This is a genomic window from Pectobacterium sp. IFB5596 (assembly GCF_021432585.1).
GTDB classification, from domain to species: domain Bacteria; phylum Pseudomonadota; class Gammaproteobacteria; order Enterobacterales; family Enterobacteriaceae; genus Pectobacterium; species Pectobacterium punjabense.
In genome coordinates, this window is the sequence record NZ_LXFY01000001.1 from 826,930 (window position 1) to 850,217 (window position 23,288).

Below are 23,288 nucleotides of genomic sequence, written 5' to 3' on the forward strand. Positions count from 1 at the left end.
TGCAAACTGCATATTCTCGCTTACCGAATTAAGCCTTTAGCTGATTAAATTTTTTTCCTGACCAATCTTTTACTGCATTGCGGCCTGTAATTCGAATGACTTAAGGTGCACTACTCATTACTAGATTTTATTTTAATAATAGGCAGCATGATATGAAAACGCCCTTAACTTACGCTAAGGGCGTTTTTTGTGATGATGGTACGGAAACTTTTATTCCCATCCCACACAGACATCAACCATAGGCATGAAGCGTACGCTGACACAGCGCCGAGCGTACACAGTCCTCTTTACCGAAAGAGACCACGCCAATCATGTCATCCTCAACAAAACGCTCCAATGCGTCACGCAGGCCAGACTTAACCCCAGCAGGCAAGTCGCACTGTGTCACATCACCATTAACGATAACCGTGACATTCTCTCCTAAACGCGTCAGGAACATTTTCATTTGGTTCACTGTCACGTTTTGCGCCTCATCCAGAATTACAACCGCATTTTCAAACGTCCGTCCGCGCATATAGGCAAAAGGCGCGATTTCGACTTTGCCGATTTCCGGCCGTAAGCAATACTGCATAAAAGACGATCCCAGCCGCCGCAAAAGTATGTCATAAACGGGCCGGAAATAAGGCGCGAATTTCTCTGAAATATCTCCGGGTAAAAAGCCAAGATCTTCGTCAGCCTGTAAGACTGGCCGCGTAACAATAATACGCTCAACCTCTTTATGGATTAGTGCCTCCGCCGCTTTCGCAGCGCTCAGATACGTTTTACCGCAGCCAGCTTCGCCTGTGGCAAAAATCAACTGTTTGTTTTCTATCGCAGACAAGTAATGTTCCTGGGCGACGGTACGAGCTTGAATCACGGAATTATCACGATTCTCACGCGCCATTCCTATTGCTTCAATCCCGCCCATCTGTACCAGAGAAGTGACCGATTCTTCCTCACGCTGACGATGGCTACGCGAATCACGACGGATAACACGTTTGGCTTCACGACGAGCTTTGATCACTGCTTTTTGTCTTCCCATAGTGGCACCTTACAGTTTGTTTCACTTACCGCACTGCTTTGCAGCGCGTGACGTTTAACTCACTAACGAGGTTAGGCTTCCTTATTAAGCCAATAGCGGACTGAAAATACACACGAGCCATCCACGAACCGAGTGAAAACTGGGTCGAATATTCATGGATAAGAAAAGAAAATAAACGAAGGGTTTGGGTGAAAAGAGAGTGGCACGGTGTAGAAAATAAGTGGGAGGAAAATCCCTCGCATCGGCGAGTCAGCAACGTAGAATCTTGGCATCGACTACAAAGTCCAAAAAAGGACATTACCATTCGCGTTCCTCACTGTGACAACAACTATTCCACTGAATAATGATTGATCGCATCGTAGAACTACTACTAACCCTTACCTAAAAATTAGTGCCGAATGATTTCAGTAGTATGACAGTGCTATAATTTGCCCCTGCAATGCAAGCATTTTTTACACTGTCATAACATTTACATATAAATCAGTCCCCCATGGCCGGCAATGTCAACCTGAGAACCACACACTTTACGTGTCAGAAATGTCGCTGCCAGTCCAAATACTGATCGTATTTTCTTAGCGCGCTGCGGTAGATATTTTGCTCAATATCAGGAAGGTAGTCACATACTCGCTGTTGTACCCCATCACGATGCAGGGAAAAGGTTTCCGCAGGATAATCATTTGCAGCCAACAGCTCGTCCAAACGCCGTAAACGAATGACATACTCGCGCATCGTGCTATGGCGAACTTCAGTTTGCTCGATCAGATATTGCGTGAAAGCTTTTATATCGAAATAGCTAGCAGTAGTATTGCATAATATTTCGCTACAAAAGCGGCAAAGTGGGATTAATTCCTGTTGCAGGCCAGACCATATTTCGTCATCGATAAGCCTGTCGATGCTGCCAATCGATTTTTTATTAATAAGCTGGTTGCGAAATACCAGTGAAACACGATCGAGCTCTTTATCACACTGGGAACAGTTGGTCTGTCTATGTTTGAAATCTTTCAGATAACGGCTTAACAGCTGTTTCTTCCGAATTGATGAGTGCATGAATCCATTCCATGACAATACATAATCTCAACGTGTAGCAGTAGCATTTTTCACGACGCCAGAGAATCTGGCGAGCTGAAAACAGGTAGCATTAATCAGTTGAATACTGGTGCAAGGCACTTATCGATATTCAAAAATTGCTATGGCTTACAACTTCAGTGGCTGAAGATATATGTTGATAACAATATTCCTACGCGGCGCAATTAGACATCATTCGTTAATTTCACGCGCAGGCGCTTTATCGCCTGGCTATGCAACTGACTAACTCTCGACTCTCCGACTTCAAGAACGGCGCCGATCTCTTTCAGGTTCAACTCCTCCTGATAGTAGAGCGTCAACACCAATTTCTCACGTTCTGGCAGGCTTTCAATCGCATCCATCACGCGATGGCGCAAATTGCCTTCCATCAATTGATGCAATGGATTCGCATCTTCATTGCCTTCCAGTAAGGCCTCCGCGCTATCACCATGTTCTTCACGCCATTCATCGTAAGAGAAAAGCTGGCTATTGTTCGTATCCAGCAGTATCTGACGATAATCCTCAAGCGTGATATTCAGGGTCTGCGCAACTTCCTGCTCCGTTGGAGTACGGCCGAGTTGTTGTTCAGCCTGCTGCATTGCTTGTGCCACTTCCCGTGCATTACGCCGTACGCTGCGTGGAGCCCAATCACGACTACGTAATTCATCCAACATCGAGCCCCGGATTCGTTGAACGGCATAGGTTGTAAACGCCGTACCTTGTAACGAATCATAACGCTCAACAGCGCTTAACAAGCCAATGCCGCCAGCTTGTAGCAGATCGTCAAGCTCAACACTCGCGGGGAGACGAACCTGTAAACGCAAGGCTTCATGGCGCACTAATGGAACATAGCGCTTCCAAAGGGAATTTTTATCCATTGTGCCTTCGGCGGTATACAAATCGCTCACAGTGACAAATACCTACGATGATAATGTTATCGACACTATTATGCTTTTAGGTAGGGTAGCCAATCGCCTGAATAGCGTCAAAAAAAGGGGGTTATTTAGGTGAAAAAGTGCAGTTATGCTCACAACTGCACTTTTTTGCGATTTATTCTATCGTTCAACGTATTATTAACTATTTAATAGTTCATAAAAATCATAAACCTATAGAAGGATAATCTCTCTACACCACCCCATGATGTACCTGACGATGACAATTTGGACAAATCGCGATGGTATTTTCCACTGAATCTGCACCACCTTGAGACAACGAAATACGATGATGAACTTCAAGATAAGGTTTTCCATCGCTCTTGCGCATGAACGGGGCTTTTTCTTTACATTCTTCACAAACCCCCTTTGCCAAATGAAGCCTTTCTGCAACGACATCGGGGTTTCGATGGTATATTTTTGTTTTCTTAATGCTGAAAGCTGGATCGTGTTGCACACTCTTCGCGAGTCGTTTTCGACGAGCTGCCGTTGAATCCGATGCGGCCTTTATTACCTGTTCTTGAAAATTAATATGCTCTTCAATCACTTCATCAATAAAGTCATCTGACTCTGATGCTTTTGATACATAGTTAGCCAACATTATTTGATTGACGTTATTTCCTTGCGGAATCGAGCTCCCCATAAGATAGCTCATTATCGATTGATCATTAATGTCAGTAAACTTATCAAACTGATCAACAGTAATTACAGAGCGTTCAACGCCCGTCGTCTTAGACCTAATCCTTTCAATATCTTGCATAATTCCAGAAAATAACTCATAGCATTTAGGCTTATCTGCGACCTCAAGCAGTAGCACGATGAGATCACCCTTATTGATTCTTCCTGATTTAATCTTCCAATAGCCGGTTTTATTTTCAGCAAGGAGGCCTCGATTCTGTTCATCAAGCCTTGATTTTCCATATACTAAGTAGGCATTCTTGCAATGTTGATAGCGAGGTAGTCTAAATAACTCATCAAATTTCTTATTCATTATTCACCCTAAAAATATAGAAAATAAATCAATTATCGTTGTAATAACATCAACATCGCCTGTGGGGCTTGGTTCGCTTGTACTAACATTGATGAGGATGCTTGCTGGAGAATTTGTTGTTTTGTCATCAGAGACACTTCCTGAGCATAATCCGCATCTAAAATGCGTGAACGTGCATTGTTTGTAGCAATAGAAACGTCAGACATACTAGCGCGGATAGACTCAAAGCGATTGATTTGGCTCCCATATTCACTGCGATAGCCATTTATTTTCTCTAGTGCCTGATCAAATGCATCAATGGCTTTACTCGCTTCCTCAAAAGGGTCTAATGCTGTATTTCTCAACCCCAGAGATTCACTATCAGAAGGTGTCGGATTAATCGTCACGGCTTCCACACTTCCGCCGTAATTAGCACTAACTACAATATCGGTCGGCGTACTGACAGGGGGCAGAGGCGGAGGTGGTAACTGTGTTGGGTTAGGCAACACATCCCAAGTAGCAACCCCCGTAAATGAGCCTTTTCCAATAACCATAACAATCAAGTCTTCTGTCGTTTCATCGATATGGATGCGTTCATTACGTTCAGCACCATTGACACCATCGTTAAACTTACCGTTGCTGTCATCTTCATAGCGATCGCCATCACCACTGTAAGTAATAGTCATACCATTATAAGAAGCAGTAGCGCTGCCATTCAAATTAAAACTTACTCCACCTTGCGCAAGGTCACTGTCGGTGTAATTTGCGGAGGATAAAAAAGCATTATCTTCCGTTAATACACGCAGTTTAGCCGATGCAGCATCGATTATTCCATTTTGTTGCCAGACAATATCCGCATCAGCTCCGATTAATGGCGTTCCAACCAAATGTTTTCCATCACGACTAAATATCTGAATATCATCATCTGCACCCAATGAATCAATAGTAATCGTTAAATTTTTAGCACCCACAGGGATATAGGCTAATGAAACAATGCCAGAGGGAAAAGAACGGCTTGCGCCGCTTACTGGAAATTTTTCCGCCAGCGGCGGCGTACTCCCTAAATTAACAGGTAATTCACGCTGTGTTGAGGGCGCTAGCGGATATTTTCCAAACGCCGTAGTTGAAAATGCAATACGATCAATTTCTGCACGCACCTGCTGGAATTCCCCATTCAGGCTCGCTCGATCAATGCTAGACAGCGTTTCATTTGCCGCCTGTACGGCTAATTCTCTTGCTCGCTGTACAAGGTTATTGACCTCACTCAATCCCCCTTCTGCAATCTGCATCAGACTGACACCATCATTCACGCCGCGTGCCACAACATCATTGGCATTTAAATTCGTCAACATCCGGTTAGCAATTGCCTGTCCGGCTGCGTCATCCTTGGCACTATTGACTCGTAGCCCAGAAGAGAGACGCTCGATGCTTTGAGAAAGTGCTGATGCCGAATGAGAACTTTTATTTTGTACTGTCAGAGATAGCATATTGGTATTAATCGAAGCCATGATATACCTTTTTATTATTTGACATATATATAATGAAAAAAAACACGCCCAATCCAGGCCATAAATTTTACTTAAGACAGACTACAAAATATTGTTATAAATGAATATCATTTTCTCCACAGAGGAAAAATAAATTAACGATAGCAAGATAATAATAACATATGTAAATTATAACCAACAAGCTTTAAATATCAAAAAAAATTTATAAAAAGATAATTTCAGCAAGAAAATAAACCAAAAATAAAAAACTTTTTTATATTTAAAATAACGCATGGCGTTATTAATCATTCTCTATATTACATATATTTTCATCGTCAGTGCCACCATGGCAATCTCAGATTGATGCTGCCAAAATTTTGATATATCATTCTACAATGTTCACGCATTAAAAATACGGCACACAATGATATCAGTTTGCATGATCGTGAAAAATGAAGCTTTGCACTTAGGCAATGCCCTGGCAGAAATTGTAAAATATTTTGACGATATTGTTGTCGTGGATACGGGTTCGACCGATGACTCAAAGAATATTGCCAAAAGATTTACTGACAAAATCTATGACTATGAATGGATATCTGATTTTTCCGCGGCGAGAAATTATTCACTACAATTCGCCAAATATGATTGGGTTTTAGTTATTGATGCCGATGAAGTGATCAATCAATTTGATGCAACATTACTTTCAAGTCTCATCAACGAGCATCCGACACAGGTCGGAACAGTAGAGATCGCCAGTATTACTAATAATGAAAACTCTGGAGAAATAGATGTAATTCAAGAGCGTATAAGCCGAATATTCAACAAAAAGCATTATGAGTTTTTTGGCATTATCCACGAGCAAATTTGTAAAAAAAACACAGGGGAAGTACCAGAAGGACGTTTTGATACACCACTATCGTTCATGCATAATGGTTATACAAAAGAGGTCATAGAAAGTAAAAATAAGATCGTTCGCAACATTACACTACTTAGATATGCCATAGATAAAACGAACGATAGCGCTTATCTACATTATCAGTTAGGAAAAAGCCACTATTTAGGGAAGGATTACGAACAAGCGGCGCAGAGCTTTGAAACATCGCTACGTCTGCAAAAAGATATGCCTCAAGATTACAATGAAGTTCTAATTGAATGCTACGGTTATTGTTTAATCAACACCGGACAATATGAAAAAGCACTAGAGATTTTACAATATGAAGACCTCTGCTCTTCTACTGATTTCATGTTTTTAAAGGCGTTAATACTCATGAATAATGCTGACTTCCAGAATGCTATCGATGCATTTCAGTTATGCACAAAGATGGGGCCGGGCAGAAAACAAGGGGTGGGTACATATAAAGCCAATTATAACATAGCAGTTATACTTGAATGCTTTGGCATGAAGGTCGAAGCTCTTGATTATTATCAACGATGCGGGGATTATAAACTGGCGCTTGAAGGGATGATACGAATCAATCGGACAATATAATTATTTATTATCCAGATTAAAAAAATAATTTTTAAATTAATTTATATATAAACGTGATGATATAAAAAACATTTAATAAGAGGTGTTTGTATTAAACACCTCACTAATAATGATATAAACTCACCTTTATAGTACATGAAATTTTTCACACACCATAATCTACAACTACTTTTTCAATATCGGAAAAACTTTCACGTTGCTTTACTAGTGCAGGAATCCTAGCTAGAAATTTATGATCTGTTTGTAACTTTTTCCATAAAATATCTAAGCAATAGAAATGTGCAAACTGACGCCTTATTTCTATTTCATAATTAGAAAATTTTTCCAAATTGACCACTGACTCAAAAAAAACCTTAATCAGAAAAGGAGCAAATTCCCTCTTTATTATATATCCAGACGCTGTTTGTGAGTTTACAACTCGAAAGCAATCTCTCATCGGCGTATTTTCAATTGGCAATGCCATATTATGAGATAAAAGAAAAACATCCCACAAATCATTGTTTTCTAAAATAACATTAAGATTAGATAAGAAATTATTTTTATCTAATATCTCAAAATCATCTTCTAGAATGAGAGCAAACGGTAGTGATGTCGTAGATAGATATTTTGCCAAAATATTCGCATGGCTAATACTAGCACCTAGCGCACCAAAGTCTTTCATATATGTAGCTGAAAAAAAAACATCATCACCTAGCGTGATTGATGACTCCAATAGCTCATTCATAGAATCTTTACGGCGATCATCTCTATGATCTAAATTTATTATTCCAACAAAAAGGTTATCATTTTCATTCAACATAAGAATTACCTCCGACAAAAAATTTTCGGCTTAGCGTATTTTTTTATCTTTTTCAGCATAGCAATAGTATTAATATCATCATACCACATTAGATGAATAGATAAGTAGACATGCTTTTACTTAAAATCTGCAGCGTCAACATCCCTTTCCTTATCTCATGATAAAAATCACTGCAACATATCATTGATAATGTAGTATCAAGGGAATCATATTATTTTCAATAGTCCTTTAGGGACACTATTCGTCACGATTCAAAATACCAATTTCTCCAATCATAGATAACCTAAAAATATATTTATTGTGGTAACCAAGCCTGTAACCAATCAGTCAAACCATCACCTTCTAACATCCAATCCTGATAAACGGCATCACGTAACTGATCACCCATTTTTTCTGTCGCAGACATATCAGCCAAATGCATACGTATTGCATCCATCCAATTTTTAAAACGGTTATCTACACGAGTTACGGGTAAACCACAACGATAGGGCTCAATATCGGTGCAAATAACGGGAATGCCACAAGCCCCTAACTCCATCAAGCGTAAGTTACTTTTACATTCATTAAATTGGTTATATTCCAGCGGAACCAATGCTAAATCAAGGTTCAAGCTCGCTATTTTTTGTGGGTAGTAATCAATAGGAACCCCCGAATGAAACTCACATTTCACGCCTTCAGGCTTCATCCCCATAAAGACCCATTCAACTTCATTCTCCAACTCTTTTACAACTGAACGAAGAATCGCCAAATCCCCTTTGTGACTGCTGCCCCCAGCCCAGCCAACACGCGGCTTTTTACCTTGTCGACGTAGACTGACAAGCCCTTTCCACCAAGATGCTGGTAAGCGATTATAGGCTACCCGAATATCTGAATGATATGCTGAATAAGCATCTGCCAACGCTAGTGTTGATACCACAACCCAATCAACAGCATCTAACGATCGTCGGAAATTTTTAATCAATAGTGGAGGAAGGCTACTTCGAACTCCATTACTAAGTGGCACATTCAAAATATAATCATCAAATTCGGCAACAACAGCCGCTTTAGAATATTTGCGATATTGGTTCACGGTATCAGGCAACGAAAAACCTATCGCTCTTTGTAAAATAATTACATCAGGGTCCATATTTGCAACATCGACTACACTCATAAGTCTATGCGTTAATCCCCCTTCTATGTGCATTTCTCTTTCCAGAGATCTAAAAGGATGAATTATTCTGTAATAACCACAACCGTGCCAATCAGAATGCACGCCCATAACCGTAGGTAACGGGCGACCAGGCAACGGCTGCTGGATACGTGCCATTTCAGGCGTTAATGCAAAACCTGGTACATATTTCCTATAGGCCGGGTGATAACATGGATCATTGGTGAGCTGCGGCAACCAACGTTCATAGAGTGCATCGATGTCTGTGACTTGCGGCTTCGGAGGTAAATTAAAACGCTGCAGTAAACGTGATGCCCCTCCCAAATGGATCAACTCAGCATCCGGTGTCCAAACCACTAAATACCCTTTTTTCCGAGCCTTAAGCGCGAGGTCGACATCGCCAAAATAAACCGGATACTGTTGTTCATCAAACCCACCAAGTTCAAGATAAACTTCACGCCGTATCATCATGCAGGCAGCACTCACCGCACTGACATTATGCGTCGTACATAAGCGATTCATGTACCCTTTTGACTCTGCAGGTGCACCTTGAAACGCAATCGCAGCACTGTCATTCATTCCCAGGACAATACCGCCATGTTGAATCCGCCCATCCGCAAACGCTAATTTCGCGCCCACAATGCCCACCTCAGGGCGCAGCGCATGATTTAGTAAAGCCTCCAACCACTTCCCATTCGTAATTTCGGTATCGTTATTAAGGAAAAGTAGCACATCACCTTTTGCTTTTTGCGCAGCGAAATTATTGATGGCAGAGAAATTAAACGGATGTGACCATGACAAAATTTGGACCTGTGCTAATCCCATCGCAGCAAGTTTGCTAAGATACTGACAAGTACCTGGGTCTGTTGACTGGTTGTCGACAATCAACAACTCATAATAGGGATATTGCGTATGCTCCATCAGCGTTTCAATACAACGGCTGATGACTGAAAGGTGATCACGGGTAGGAATAATGATCGACACCAGCGGTTTATCCACATGCTGATAGTGAATCTGACATATTCCCTTCTTTATATCAGCAGAGATATGCGCATCTATATTGCAACGAGTGAGGTGCCGTTGCACGATATGTGAATAATTATTGCTCACTTCGCCATCACGTAACCAGTCAAACAATGCTTGCTGCGTGTAGACTAAAACCTCAGGAACATGCCCCAGAGCCTGGGGACCTTCTTGTTCAATCAATTGCCAAATCGCATCATACCATCCAAGATCATCATCAAGAGGTATAAGCGCCTCTAGTAAACGTAGTGATGGCACATCGAAAGCCAGGCTACGCCCAATATAGGGGTAACTTCGTAACATATCGATATTGCACTCAGGCTTCAGCATCGGATTATCTGCTTTGCCCTCTTTCATTACTGCTTCATCGAAATAGAATGCACGGGCAGAAGGGAAGCGCAAGCGGTGTTCTGCCAGTAATAACAGCGTATGAGGTAACAACTGCTCGCCGGCAGGCAGAATGAATAAAAATGAAGACGATGTTTGCTGAATAACCGTACTCAATGCGTTGCTGGTATCAGAATTAGCAGATAGCCAGACGGTATTATCCGAAGTCGTATTGCAACCCTCAATGCGATCTGTCAATACATAGACTTCACTCGCGGCATAATACTGCGACTGCACACTGGCTAATGACAACGATATCAACGACGCATCACTTCCTTGAGCCATAATGACCACACCAATATTACCAACCTCTGGGTAAGCCTGAATAAATGCTTGCAAGAAATCACGCCGGGCGGGGCTAATGAGCCGTTCGCTTAACCATTGATCAACGGAATAAAAAGGCTTCGTTTTATCACGTAAGGTTAAATTATGAAGGGTAAGCCGTTGTAGTTCTTGATCGGTTATGGTTTTAAGAGATGGTGTAGGCAACTGTGTTAGTAGGCTATCGAGTGCTGTTGGCAAGTACCAATGCGCCTTATAATAAGCCATTCGTTGTTGCACGTATTCCACAGCACGTTGATGACCTACAACAATGTCGCCCGCCAGCTCTTTCGCTGAAAGCGTTTTCCCTACTGTTTCTTCGCGGAATACATTACCTTCAGTCAATTCGGTATTGATATAGCCAATAAACTCACTGCCACGATAGAGGTAGACAGGAGTACCAACACACAACATATATTGCCCGATGCGGCCACTCGTCAATACCGCATCATAGCCTTGCAAATTTTCGCTCTGAAGCCATTCCCCTCGGCTGATAACATCGCAATTGATAGCATACGACAGCAGTTCATCCGCGAGCACATCCAGAACAGAAGGTGCACTTACATCGGTAATCACCAGCAACCGTTTGAGAGCCGATTCTGTTACCGTAGCCACATGCTTATAATGATGTTTGCCCACAGGGCTCGGAAATGCCTGAATGATGGAAGGTTCAATACCTCCATCACGTAAAAAACTGCCCAATCGAGGCAGTGTAACAAGTGCTTTACCTGCCAGGCGGTTTTCTAAAATGATATCCGCAGATGTCATTTCCCGACTCTGCAATGACTGATGATCAAAAATAATGTTTGCTGCCATCCCGCCATTTAACAGGCGGTTCAATACGCTGGCATTTAATGCCGTACACTGAAGCCAAAATAACTCATAATCCTCTTTAAAATCATGTTCTGCATTATCAGTCACAAACAACGTATCATCCGCATACAACTGCCCGACAGCCATTCTCATATTGTCATCATATTGATGGCAATACACATCAACGCACCAGCCTCTATCAAGAAATTCGCCGATCAGGTCCAATATAACTAATGAGTCATCTTGATAATCGGTAAGCTGGAGAGTGCTGATAAAAACGCATGGCATAGGAGAACACCTTCTGTAGAAAGGAAGGAAGATAATACTGTTATATTACGGGAAAAGAAGGATATTTACCTATCGATAACCCTGCGAATTGCTGCTTTTTTTAAGACGTAAAAAAAACCCGGCGGTAGCCGGGTTATGACATGTCTTATATCGCTGACAATTAACGCAGCAGAGACAGCACAGTCTGAGGAACCTGATTTGCCTGAGACAGAACAGAGGTACCCGCCTGTTGCAGAATGTTGGCTTTACTCATGTTCGACACTTCGGTTGCGTAATCCGCATCCTGAATTCGGCCACGGGCATTGGATAAGTTATTGATAGTGTTGTTCACGTTAGTAATGGTAGATTCAAAACGGTTTTGAATCGCACCCAAGTTACTACGTGCAGTGTCGATTGATTCCAGTGCAGCATCAACAGCGGTTATGATGTCCTGAGCAAAACCACTATCACCACCAACTGCACCATCCACATCAAAAGCAGCAACTGCCGTGTTTACGCCAGAGGTAACACCTGCGCCAGTAGTAGCATCAACCAATGCACCAGAGTCGATTGTGATGATTTCATGTTCACCGGTGTTGGCACCAACCTGGATGCTGACGCTCGTACCTGATGCGTTCAGCAGTTTTTTGCCGTTAAAATCAGCAGATTGAGCCACACGGTCAATTTCATTCAGACGCAGTTGCATTTCTTTTTTGATAGAATCACGGTCAGTTGAACCGTTAGTATCATTCGATGCTTGAACCGCCAACTCACGAATACGCTGCAAGTTGTTGTTGATTTCGTTCAGGTTGCCTTCAGCAGTCTGCGTCAGAGAGATACCGTCATTCGCATTACGCGCAGCCTGAGTCAAACCTTTAACCTGAGCGGTCATACGGTTAGCAATCGCTTGACCAGCAGCATCATCTTTTGCGCTGTTGATACGCAGACCAGAAGACAAACGCTCAATAGCGGTACCCAGAGAAGATTGTGATTTGTTCAGGTTGTTCTGGGTAACCAGAGACATAATGTTAGTGTTGATACCGGCCATAATAGATTTCCTTAATCGATGAGATGTCAGTTTCGGGTTAGACCCACGGGTTCATCCCCGTCGCTAACATTTATCGGAACACTTTTCAGAAGCTTTAGTTTTTTTTGCCAAAAATTTTTAAACCACAAGAAATAACATTTACTTTCTATGACATACGCTCATGTTCTGATGTCGAGTCAACATCCACTGGCGTTAATGCTAAACTTATTCACAAATCTGCCGATACACATTACGTAGACCATTGGCTCTGGACAATAAAAGGATTCGAACATGGCAAGCATTTCTTCTTTAGGGGTAGGCTCCGGTCTGGATTTGACGACGTTGCTAAACAACCTAAGAACAGCTGAAAACCAGCGTCTGACCCCACTTAAAACACAGCAAGACAGCTTTAAAGCACAAGTTAATGGCGTTAGTGCGTTAAAAAGTGCGTTAGATAAACTGAATACCGCTAACAATGCGTTAGCAAAATCTGAATCATTCGGGATTGTCAAAGGTTCTATTGACGGTATTACCAACACCAGTATAACTAGCACGAATAAAGCCTTCACAGCAACGACCACGAGCAAGGCGGTTGCGGGTACTTATACCGTTGACGTACAGCATTTAGCACAGGCACACTCAATAACGTCTGCATCTAAGACCAGTGCCACAGAAGCACTCAGCGCAACAGACACGAAACTTGTTATTACGCAAGACAACGGTAAATTTCCAGTACCAGGCACCACTACGAGCCAAACTCAAAAATCACTGGAAATAGATATCAAAGCAGGTGAGACATCACTCAATGATGTTCGGGATGCTATCAACAAAGCGAATGGCTCCGTGACTGCCAGTATTGTTAAAGCAAAAGATAATGAGTACTACTTGATGTTAACCGCTAAAAATAGCGGCACAGAAAGTAAAATTTCATTGAATGACAGTGGAAATACGCTTGGTACAACGGTGGAGAAAGTTGCAGCCCAGAATGCTGTCATTGTTGCCAACGGTATTACTATCGAACGTCAAAGCAATACGATTGATGATGCATTGGAAGGCGTTACATTAACTCTGCAAGCAAAAACAGAAGTTGATAAACCAGAAACCCTGAGTGTTACCCAAGATATTACCGGTATGAAAGATGCCGTAAAAGCGTGGGTTGATGCTTATAACGCCTTACAAGACACCATTATTGCGCAAACCAAGTATACCATTGTTAAGCCCGGTGAAGATCAAAACGCCACCAACGGCGCGTTGATTGGTGACTCTACCGTTCGTGAAATCCAGAACAAACTCAAGCAACAATTAACCACGCTTCAAACGGGAAGCAGTGAATTCCGTATTCTGGCCGATCTGGGTATTACTCAGAACGCCAAAACCGGCAAGCTGGAAATCAGCGATACCAAGCTGGACAAAGCCCTAAAAGACGAGCCAGGAAAAGTCAGAGAGTTCTTTGTTGGCGACGGTGATAAGACGGGGTTCGCAACACAAACCCGAACTTATATGAAATCGCTACTTGATAACATCGATGGCGTAATTAAAACCAAACAGGATGGTCTTAGTAGCACGATTAAAAAACTGGATACCCAATATACTCGAGTGAGTAACAGTATCGAAGAGACTATCGCTCGCTACCAAAAACAATTTACCGAATTGGATAAATCGATGTCCAGCATAAATGGCACATCTAATCAAATTGCCAGCATGTTCTCCAAACTCTAAAGTTTGCAGATTAAGTAGATAGGTAACGAGATGTACAATATGAAAGGCAGTCAGGCCTACGCTCAGGTAGGCCTTGAAAGCAGTGTGATGAGCGCAAGCCCTCACCAGCTTATCGTCATGCTTTTTGATGGTGCACGCAGTGCAATGGTGCGCGCACGTATCCTCATGGAGCAAGGCGATATTCCAGGCAAAGGCATGGCGTTGTCTAAAGCAATCGACATTATTAATAACGGACTCAAAGCCGGGTTGGATATGGACAGAGGGGGAGAGCTTGTTGAAAACCTGTCTGCCTTGTATGACTACATGTCTCAGCGTTTGTTGATTGCTAATTTACATAACGATGCAAAAGCGATAGAAGAAGTCGAAATATTGTTGGAAAATATCGCTGATGCCTGGCGGCAAATCGGTCCTAATTACAAACCAGAGCAGGAAGTACGTTAATGGCCTCCCCCCATCGGCTTCTAAAAGATTACCAACAGCTTTTGTCTCTGAGTCAAAAAATTCTTCATTTGGCCGTCAGTGGTCAGTGGGATACGTTGGTTGAGCAAGAGATTGTTTATGTTCAATCCGTCGAAGGCTTAGTGAATACGCCAATTCCTGATGAAATTGACAGCATGATGCGACTGCATCTGCGACAGATTTTGCAGGAAGTGATGGATAATGAAGCGAAAGTAAAACAACTTCTGCAGAAGCGGATGGATGAATTAAGTTCGTTAATGGGGAAATCACTGAAGCAAAAGTCAATTAATACGACTTATGGTGAATTTGCAGGCCAACGGCTGCTACCTGGTGAGCCCTTGCCTGACGAAACACGATCGTAGTGTTCTATAAATGATACCGCTGTCACCGTCGCGCTTCTGTTTATACGAGGCGCGTTTTTTTATCCATAGCGGAAACTTTTGATACAAATTCTCAGCAATCACCACAGCAAGAGATCGGCTCGTGGCGCGGAAAAAGGAGATATGGGCAGAAAATCACTACAGATAAAAATCGCACGTCATCCCATTGCTGAACAGTGAGATGACGTGCAATAACTTTAATCATTACAGCAAGATGTCATTAAACGACATCAAACAGACATATTCATGACTTCTTGATACGCCGACACCAGTTTATTACGCACCTGGATGCCCATCTGCATTGAAATAGATGACTTTTGCAAATCCACCATTACATCATTCAATGCTACACCCGGAACGCCCATGGTGAATTTTTCACCTTGCGCACGAGCGACTTGTTGCGTATCGCTGATCTTATCAATCGCCGCTTTTAACTCACTGGCAAAACCAGGTTCTACCGACGGTCTGGCTATTGGCGTACCCGAGGCTTGCAGAGCGTTTACCTGCATTTGTTGTAGAACGCCATTAATACCTTGAATCGACATATTACCTCGCTAAACCTTGCTAATTAGGCTTTCTATACACATTTATGACAACGATACCCTACCACACCCCATTTAGTCTAAATGGGGTAATTAGCGTGAAAAATGCCACCTTATCGACCCATCGATTTTTCTTTTACGGAAAATAATGACATGCCGATAAATGTAGGCGAAATGTTTTATTGATTGCGCAATCAGGGAGTTCTGTTTTGTCACGTCACAACGTTAAGTATATCGTTCAACAACCAAGCAGAGATAGAGTATGAACGCCTCATTAACCGGCTCCGCTACCGGTAAAAATAGCTTTGGCGAAATACTCAACCGGTTACGCGCCAATCCGAAGATTCCGCTCCTCATCGCAGCAGCAGCGACGATTGCCATTGTCGTCGCCTTGACGTTATGGGCTAAAGGCCCTGATTATCGAGTCCTTTATAGCAATATAAATGACCGAGATGGCGGTGCGATTGTCAGCGAATTAACAAAGCTGAATATCCCTTACCGCTTTGCGGAAAACGGCGGCGCAATCATGATTCCCGCCGCGAATGTCTATGAGACTCGACTCCGGCTTGCTCAACTGGGGCTGCCAAAAGGCGGCGCTGTTGGCTTTGAATTGCTTGACCAGGAAAAATTTGGCATCAGCCAATTCAGCGAACAGATTAATTATCAGCGTGCGCTAGAAGGTGAGCTGTCCAGAACGATAGAAACGCTGGGCCCCGTTCAAAACGCGCGAGTGCACCTTGCCATACCGAAGCCCTCACTGTTCGTTCGTGAGCAAAAATCACCCTCATCTTCCGTCACACTGACATTACAACCAGGTCGTGCTTTAGATGAAGGTCAAATCAACTCTATTGTTTACATGGTTTCCAGTAGCGTTGCTGGTCTGCCACCCGATAATGTTACTGTCGTCGATCAAACCGGACGCCTGTTAACCCAAGCGGGCGGCAGCGGCCGCGATCTGAATGCGGCGCAGCTTAAGTACAGCAACGAAGTCGAGGCAATGTACCAGCGCCGTATAGAGTCAATCATCGCGCCAATGGTTGGTATGGGCAACGTACATGCTCAGGTCACTGCGCAAATCGATTTTTCTGCTCGTGAACAAACCGACGAACAGTATCAGCCTAACCAACCACCTGATAAAGCAGCCGTTCGCTCTCAACAGACCAGCCAGAGTGAGCAGAAAGGAGGCCCGAATGTAGGTGGTGTTCCTGGCGCGTTGACCAATCAGCCAGCTCCAGCTCCTACAGCGCCTATTGCAACCGCGCCAAATAATGCCAATGCGAACAACCAGGCAGGCCAGCAGAACCCAAACAATGCCGCGGGCACACAAGCTAATTCGGCCAATGCAGTCATTCAGACATCGAATGTTCGCAATGATGCCACCACAAACTATGAAGTCGACAAGACTATTCTGCATACCAAACATAGCACTGGTGGCGTGAAACGCTTGTCTGCGGCCGTTATCGTTAACTATCAGCCTCCTGGTGAAGATGGTAAACCCGTCGCGTTAACGGAAGATCAGATCAAACAGATTGAAACGGTAGCACGCGAAGCCATGGGGTTCTCTGCTGAGCGTGGTGATACATTGAATGTCGTTAACACGCCATTTATGGATAGTGCCGAAGGCTCTAGTGAACTCCCCTTCTGGCAAAAACAAGCCTTCTTCGATCTCCTGATGGAAGCGGGTCGTTGGCTGCTCGTTCTGATTGTTGCCTGGATTCTGTGGCGTAAGTTGGTCCGTCCGCAACTACAGAGAAAATCTCTGCAACAAGAAGCGGCATTGGCGGCTGCCACCCTTAATAAGGGCAATGATGATGTCGTTGTTAATCTCAGTACCTCTGAAATTGAGCAACAACGGAAATCTCAACAACGCGTTAGTGCGGAAATGCAAAGTAACCGGATACGTGAACTGGCCGAAAATGACCCACGCGTGGTTGCTCTGGTGATTCGCCAATGGATGAGTAGTGAACTATGACCCTGACAGGAACAGAAAAAAGCGCCATCTTATTGATGACCATCGGCGAAGACCGTGCGGCGGAAGTGTTTACTCATCTTTCAACCAAAGAAGTACAGCACCTCAGTGCCGCAATGGCGAGTATGCGCCAGGTGTCACATCAACAACTGGTAGAAATCCTCAAGGAATTTGAGGCTGACGCTGAGCAATATGCGGCGCTTAGCGTCAATGCTAGTGATTACCTGCGTTCTGTTCTGATTAAAGCGCTGGGTGAAGAACGCGCGTCTAGCTTGCTGGAAGATATTCTTGAGAGTCGCGACTCCACAAGTGGCATGGAAACTCTCAACTTTATGGAGCCGCAGATCGCCGCAGACCTCATTCGCGACGAACATCCACAGATCATTGCCACGATTTTGGTACACCTGAAGCGAGCTCAAGCTGCCGATATCTTAGCCCTGTTTGACGAACGCCTTCGCCATGACGTTATGCTACGTATCGCAACCTTTGGCGGCGTACAGCCTTCCGCGCTGGCAGAATTGACAGATGTTCTGAATGGCTTACTCGATGGCCAGAACCTTAAACGCAGCAAGATGGGTGGTGTGCGTACTGCGGCTGAGATCATCAACTTGATGAAAAGCCAGCAAGAAGAAGCCGTTATCGATGCTGTACGCGAATTCGATGGCGAATTGGCACAAAAAATCATCGACGAGATGTTCCTGTTCGAAAACCTGGTGGACGTGGACGACCGCAGCATCCAGCGGCTTCTGCAAGAAGTCGAGTCCGAGTCTCTGCTGCTGGCATTGAAAGGTGCCGAAGAACCTTTGCGCGAGAAATTCCTGCGCAATATGTCCCAGCGTGCAGCGGAGATTCTTCGCGACGATCTGTCTACACGTGGTCCGGTACGTATGTCGCAGGTCGAAAACGAACAGAAAGCGATACTGCTTATCGTTCGTCGACTGGCAGACAGTGGCGAGATGATTATTGGTGGCGGCGAGGATGCTTATGTCTAACGCCTCAAAAAATCTGGCCTGGCGGCCCTGGCAGCTCAACGATTTAGCTGATCCCGTGTCAAAAGCTGCACCAACGTACCAGGTAAATGATGAGCCTGATTTTCCTGATATTGAGCGTTTAAATGAAGAGAGCGACCAGTTCTCCGCAGAGGATGAGTTGGAGTCTTTGCGCGAAAGTACAATGCAACAAGCTCGAGAAGCCGGTTTTGCACAAGGTCATCAACAAGGATATGACGCAGGTTATCAGGAAGGTTTAGCGAAAGGGCAACAGCAGGGTTTGCAAAATGCCTTACAGCAACAGCAACCGATCATTGAACAGATGCAAAATATGGTCACTGAATTCCAACAGACGTTGGATACTCTTGACAGTGTTATCCCCGCTCGTCTGATGCAGTTGGCACTGACCGCAGCCAAACAGATTCTGGGGCAGCCCCCGGTATGTGACGGTAATGCCCTGCTCGGTCAGATACAGCAATTGATTCAACAAGAACCTATGTTTTCAGGTAAAACACAATTGCGCGTTCACCCTTCAGATTTGGAGCGTGTTGAGCAACATCTTGGTCCAACGCTCAGCTTACATGGCTGGAGATTGTTAGCTGATAGCCAACTCCACCCAGGCGGTTGTAAAGTCAGTGCCGAAGAAGGTGATCTGGATGCTAGCCTGGCGACGCGCTGGCATGAACTTTGCCGTTTGGCCGCACCGGGAGAACTATGATGACTTCACGCCTTGGGCGCTGGCTTTCTTCTCTCGATTCATTTGAGAAGCGTATTGATGACACCCCTTCAGTGCGTCGTTACGGTCGCTTAACCCGGGCAACAGGTTTGGTATTAGAAGCAACAGGGCTACATATGCCGCTGGGAGCAACCTGCCTCATCGAACGGCAGAATGGCTCTCAAGTTGAAGAAATCGAAAGCGAAGTTGTCGGTTTCAACGGACAAAAACTCTTTCTTATGCCGCTGGAAGAAGTTGAAGGTATTACCCCTGGCGCGCGCGTTTACGCACGCGTTGGCCAAGACAGCAGCAGTCAAGGAAAGCAATTACCCTTAGGCCCTGAATTGCTGGGACGAGTGTTAGATGGTAGCGCAAAACCACTGGATGGTTTACCCGCCCCTGATACAGGTTATCGCGCACCGCTGATTACACCGCCGTTTAACCCATTGCAACGAACACCAATCGAAAGTGTTCTTGATGTGGGGGTCCGGGCCATCAATGCCTTACTCACCGTAGGTCGAGGGCAGCGAATGGGCTTGTTTGCTGGTTCAGGGGTTGGTAAAAGTGTGCTGTTGGGCATGATGGCGCGCTATACTCAGGCTGACGTCATTGTCGTTGGCCTTATCGGCGAACGTGGCCGAGAAGTGAAAGATTTTATCGAGAATATTCTGGGCACGGAAGGACGAGCACGCTCTGTCGTTATTGCCGCCCCGGCTGATGTTTCTCCATTATTAAGGATGCAAGGGGCAGCCTATGCCACGCGTATTGCTGAAGATTTTCGCGATCGTGGTCATCACGTACTGCTAATCATGGATTCGCTCACGCGCTATGCTATGGCACAACGTGAAATTGCTTTAGCAATTGGTGAACCACCGGCAACCAAGGGCTATCCGCCGTCTGTCTTCGCCAAATTACCCGCGCTGGTAGAGCGCGCAGGGAATGGTATTCATGGAGGTGGTTCTGTCACCGCCTTCTATACCGTTCTGACAGAAGGTGACGATCAGCAGGACCCTATAGCAGACTCTGCTCGTGCCATCCTTGACGGACATATCGTACTATCTCGTCAACTCGCAGAATCTGGCCATTATCCGGCAATTGATATTGAAGCATCGATTAGTCGTGCGATGACAGCACTGATTGATGAAAGTCACTATGCTTCTGTAAGGCAGTTTAAACAGTTATTATCCAGCTACCAACGTAACCGTGATTTAGTCAGTGTTGGTGCTTACGCCGCAGGCAGTGACCCTATGCTTGATAAAGCAATTCGGCTCTATCCCTACTTGGAAGCCTTCTTGCAACAGGGTATGTTTGAACAAAGTGACTATGATGAATCCTGCCAAGCGTTGCACACTATTTTCCCTCGTAACGAGTAGGAGAGCAGATGAAAACCCAGTCACCGCTGGTTACACTACGCGAACTGGCGCAAAAGGACGTTGAGAAAGCCGCAGGTCAATTAGGCCAGGTGCGTCAGGCTCATCAACAGGCTGAGCAGCAACTCGATATGCTGTTAAACTATCAGGATGACTATCGTCAAAAGTTAAATTCGACGATGTCCTCTGGTATGGCGAATAATAGTTGGCAAAATTATCAGCAGTTCATCCGAACGTTGGACAGTGCAATTGAGCAACACAGGCAACAACTCTCTCAATGGACATCACGTTTAGATTTAGCAATGAAAACCTGGCAAGAAAAACAGCAGAGATTGAATGCTTTTGAAAAACTGCAAGATCGTGAACTGACAAGACAGCTTGCAAAAGAGAATAAAATAGAACAAAAACAAATGGATGAATTTGCCCAACGGGCCTCACAGAGGAAAACAGAATCATGAATCTGTCCGCACTACCTATAGCTGCTACCACTGCCAGTGATACGAGCAGTTCCTCTGCTTCTTTGCTGACACAGGGTGAGCTGCCAAAAGATTTTGTTGATCTGTTGAGCAAACGCATATCACAAGTAGCTGATACATCGAGTAAAAAGACGCTTGACAAAGTGGACGAGGATGCTTTGTTAAATGCCTTGGGTAAGGATAATACTTTGCTCAGTCGTGACGATTTAAATGCCTTTCTTTCTTCATTCAGCTCTCTAACTGGGGTAGCCGTTGCGTCTAATAAGCAAAATCCAGAAATTGCTGATCAGGTGAAGTTGAAAAATATAGACAAAAAAGATAGCGACGATAGCGCAGGCGACGCGATTGCAATGCAGACACTGTTTGCTATGTTGCAAACAACGCCATTGCCTACGCAAACTGCCGCAGATACTGATAGTATCGCCACGGCAGCAGTAAACACTGGTTTAAACATTCCAGGACTCATTAACGCTAAACGCCAAAGTGATATCCTCCCATCTGCTGCATTAAGCAGCACAGATGAAAATGGCAAAAGTACTCTGGCAACGCTGCTAGGCACATCAATAGTGTCGGATAAAGGTGCTGACCTATCACGCGATCTTCCGCATGTAACTAAGCAGGCGTCGTCGACTTCGACCGAGTCTAAGGATGATGTGGCAAAATTCTCACTGGCTGCACCACATTCCTTTGCAGGCGATCGCAATGCATCTGAATCGATTTCCACTTTAGGTAATAGCACGTCTCAAACAACGTCGCCTGTCGTTCAGGCTATGCACGTTCAGCCGGCAACGGTGGGAAGCACCGCTCCAGCCCCTCAGGTAGCAAACGCACAACTGAACGCACCGTTTGGCTCCCCACAGTGGCAAGACGCATTGGGGCAACAAATCGTTATGTTCAGTCGTAATGGTCAGCAGACCGCAGAATTGCGTTTAAATCCACAAGAACTTGGCCCCCTACACATCAGCCTAAAAATCGATGATAACCAGGCCCAAATTCACTTAGTTTCAGCAAACAGTCAGGTTCGCTCAGCGTTGGAGGCGGCATTGCCACATTTACGTAATACGATGGCAGAGAGCGGCATTAACCTTGGGCAAAGCAGTGTCGGCAGTGACTCATCAGCCTGGCAGCAGCAAATGGCTAGTAATAATAATGATGGCAACAACCGCGGCCCGTCTTACCAACAACAATTTGGTCATTCATCAGAAAGCACAAGTGAGTCATTAAACGTACCAGAACAGCTAAAAGCAATGGCATCATCAGTCAACGGTGTTGATATCTTTGCTTGAAAGTGAAGTAAACGAATAAGTTAGCACGGTTTTCCCTGCCTATTCTCTGTATTGAACATTGCAATAGGCAGGATAATCATCGACATTACGCATTTATTTATTGTTAATTTCACCCTGCAATAAATATCGATAAGTAACGGGAACTATCTTTGGCTATGTCTGATATGCAAGTTCGACCAGGACGTAAACGGTCTGTTTGGCTAATACTACTGATAATCGTTGCTCTCGCTGCGAGTGCTGCTGCGGGCGCCACCTGGTGGCTATTAAGTCAGAAAAATGCAGCTACGTCTGAGCAGGAAGCACCGCCACCGCCAGAGCCTGTTTTCATGCCACTGGATACCTTTACCGTTAATCTCGTCAATGCAGATAATGACCCTGACCGTGTATTATATGTAGGATTCACGCTGCGTTTGCCAGATGAAGCAACCCGCACGCGATTTACAAATTACCTGCCTGAAGTTCGCAGCAGGCTGTTACTATTGCTTTCTCGTCAGGACGCCATCGCGCTTGCCAATGAGCAAGGAAAACAGAAGCTGATAGAGCAAATCAAGCAAGTACTAAGCCCACCATTAGTTCCTGGTCAACCTAACCAGGTCGTCACTGATGTTCTGTTCACGGCCTTTATACTGCGGTAA

General features: G+C 44.4%; 20 protein-coding genes. 11 read left to right on the forward strand and 9 right to left on the reverse strand.

What is annotated here, in order from left to right; translation table 11 throughout:
• Nucleotides 1–232 precede the first annotated feature (232 nt).
• From phoH to A6301_RS03975, 5 genes are all read right to left on the reverse strand, one after another.
• Nucleotides 233–1,021: a phosphate starvation-inducible protein PhoH gene (gene phoH / locus A6301_RS03955; RefSeq protein ID WP_107167753.1), complete on the reverse strand. Its 789-nt coding sequence runs from the start codon at nt 1,019–1,021 to the stop codon at nt 233–235.
• 531 nt (nt 1,022–1,552) lie between these two features.
• Nucleotides 1,553–2,068 (reverse strand): flagella biosynthesis regulatory protein FliZ, encoded by a 516-nt coding sequence (gene fliZ, locus A6301_RS03960; RefSeq protein WP_234257142.1) that lies wholly within the window; start codon nt 2,066–2,068, stop codon nt 1,553–1,555.
• Nucleotides 2,069–2,271: 203 nt separating this feature from the next.
• Nucleotides 2,272–2,994 (reverse strand): RNA polymerase sigma factor FliA, encoded by a 723-nt coding sequence (locus tag A6301_RS03965; RefSeq protein WP_234257143.1) that lies wholly within the window; start codon nt 2,992–2,994, stop codon nt 2,272–2,274.
• Nucleotides 2,995–3,211: 217 nt separating this feature from the next.
• Nucleotides 3,212–4,009 (reverse strand): HNH endonuclease signature motif containing protein, encoded by a 798-nt coding sequence (locus A6301_RS03970; RefSeq protein WP_234257144.1) that lies wholly within the window; start codon nt 4,007–4,009, stop codon nt 3,212–3,214.
• A gap of 32 nt (nt 4,010–4,041) precedes the next feature.
• Nucleotides 4,042–5,496 carry a flagellin gene (locus A6301_RS03975; protein WP_234257145.1) on the reverse strand — a complete coding sequence of 485 codons (1,455 nt, stop codon included), beginning with the start codon at nt 5,494–5,496 and terminating at the stop codon, nt 4,042–4,044.
• Nucleotides 5,497–5,914: 418 nt separating this feature from the next.
• Between A6301_RS03975 and A6301_RS03980 the strand changes: the two genes are divergently transcribed.
• Entirely contained in the window at nt 5,915–6,964 is a 1,050-nt protein-coding gene (locus A6301_RS03980; protein ID WP_370642161.1) for a glycosyltransferase, read from the forward strand.
• A gap of 145 nt (nt 6,965–7,109) precedes the next feature.
• On the opposite strand, the gene A6301_RS03985 is transcribed toward A6301_RS03980, so the two are convergent.
• The 3 genes from A6301_RS03985 to A6301_RS03995 form a co-directional block, all read right to left on the reverse strand.
• Nucleotides 7,110–7,763 carry a hypothetical protein gene (locus tag A6301_RS03985; protein ID WP_234257147.1) on the reverse strand — a complete coding sequence of 218 codons (654 nt, stop codon included), beginning with the start codon at nt 7,761–7,763 and terminating at the stop codon, nt 7,110–7,112.
• Nucleotides 7,764–8,058: 295 nt separating this feature from the next.
• Nucleotides 8,059–11,742, reverse strand: a complete 3,684-nt coding sequence (locus tag A6301_RS03990; protein ID WP_234257148.1) for a glycosyltransferase — start codon at nt 11,740–11,742, stop codon at nt 8,059–8,061.
• Nucleotides 11,743–11,902: 160 nt separating this feature from the next.
• The gene (locus A6301_RS03995; protein ID WP_255764364.1) at nt 11,903–12,769 is read right to left on the reverse strand and encodes a flagellin domain-containing protein; all 867 of its coding nucleotides are present in this window, start codon (nt 12,767–12,769) and stop codon (nt 11,903–11,905) included.
• 270 nt (nt 12,770–13,039) lie between these two features.
• Here A6301_RS03995 and fliD point away from each other — a divergent pair, with 270 nt between their 5' ends.
• The 3 genes from fliD to fliT are packed head-to-tail and all read left to right on the forward strand — an operon-like array spanning nt 13,040 to nt 15,288.
• Nucleotides 13,040–14,467 (forward strand): flagellar filament capping protein FliD, encoded by a 1,428-nt coding sequence (fliD, locus tag A6301_RS04000; RefSeq protein WP_234257149.1) that lies wholly within the window; start codon nt 13,040–13,042, stop codon nt 14,465–14,467.
• Nucleotides 14,468–14,497: 30 nt separating this feature from the next.
• Nucleotides 14,498–14,908 (forward strand): flagellar export chaperone FliS, encoded by a 411-nt coding sequence (fliS, locus tag A6301_RS04005; protein ID WP_234257150.1) that lies wholly within the window; start codon nt 14,498–14,500, stop codon nt 14,906–14,908.
• On the forward strand, nt 14,908–15,288 hold the full coding sequence (gene fliT / locus A6301_RS04010; RefSeq protein ID WP_234257151.1) for a flagella biosynthesis regulatory protein FliT: 381 nt from the start codon (nt 14,908–14,910) through the stop codon (nt 15,286–15,288). Before fliS ends, fliT begins: the two co-directional genes overlap by 1 nt.
• A 248-nt stretch (nt 15,289–15,536) precedes the next feature.
• On the opposite strand, the gene fliE is transcribed toward fliT, so the two are convergent.
• Nucleotides 15,537–15,851: a flagellar hook-basal body complex protein FliE gene (fliE, locus tag A6301_RS04015; protein WP_137742092.1), complete on the reverse strand. Its 315-nt coding sequence runs from the start codon at nt 15,849–15,851 to the stop codon at nt 15,537–15,539.
• A gap of 259 nt (nt 15,852–16,110) precedes the next feature.
• On the opposite strand from fliE, the gene fliF reads away from it, so the two are divergent.
• The 7 genes from fliF to fliL all read left to right on the forward strand — a co-directional run bounded on the left by fliF (nt 16,111) and on the right by fliL (nt 23,288).
• Nucleotides 16,111–17,820 (forward strand): flagellar basal-body MS-ring/collar protein FliF, encoded by a 1,710-nt coding sequence (fliF, locus tag A6301_RS04020; RefSeq protein ID WP_215483916.1) that lies wholly within the window; start codon nt 16,111–16,113, stop codon nt 17,818–17,820.
• Complete coding sequence (fliG, locus tag A6301_RS04025) at nt 17,817–18,809, forward strand: flagellar motor switch protein FliG (protein ID WP_215483917.1); 993 nt, start codon at nt 17,817–17,819, stop codon at nt 18,807–18,809. Before fliF ends, fliG begins: the two co-directional genes overlap by 4 nt.
• Nucleotides 18,802–19,524, forward strand: coding sequence for a flagellar assembly protein FliH (gene fliH / locus A6301_RS04030; protein WP_234257152.1), 723 nt, complete (start codon nt 18,802–18,804; stop codon nt 19,522–19,524). Before fliG ends, fliH begins: the two co-directional genes overlap by 8 nt.
• Nucleotides 19,524–20,894 carry a flagellar protein export ATPase FliI gene (gene fliI / locus A6301_RS04035; RefSeq protein ID WP_107167768.1) on the forward strand — a complete coding sequence of 457 codons (1,371 nt, stop codon included), beginning with the start codon at nt 19,524–19,526 and terminating at the stop codon, nt 20,892–20,894. Before fliH ends, fliI begins: the two co-directional genes overlap by 1 nt.
• 8 nt (nt 20,895–20,902) lie before the next feature.
• Nucleotides 20,903–21,349 carry a flagellar export protein FliJ gene (gene fliJ, locus A6301_RS04040; protein ID WP_107167769.1) on the forward strand — a complete coding sequence of 149 codons (447 nt, stop codon included), beginning with the start codon at nt 20,903–20,905 and terminating at the stop codon, nt 21,347–21,349.
• Nucleotides 21,346–22,653: a flagellar hook-length control protein FliK gene (locus A6301_RS04045; protein ID WP_234257153.1), complete on the forward strand. Its 1,308-nt coding sequence runs from the start codon at nt 21,346–21,348 to the stop codon at nt 22,651–22,653. Before fliJ ends, A6301_RS04045 begins: the two co-directional genes overlap by 4 nt.
• A gap of 155 nt (nt 22,654–22,808) precedes the next feature.
• Nucleotides 22,809–23,288, forward strand: a complete 480-nt coding sequence (fliL, locus tag A6301_RS04050) for a flagellar basal body-associated protein FliL (protein WP_107167771.1) — start codon at nt 22,809–22,811, stop codon at nt 23,286–23,288.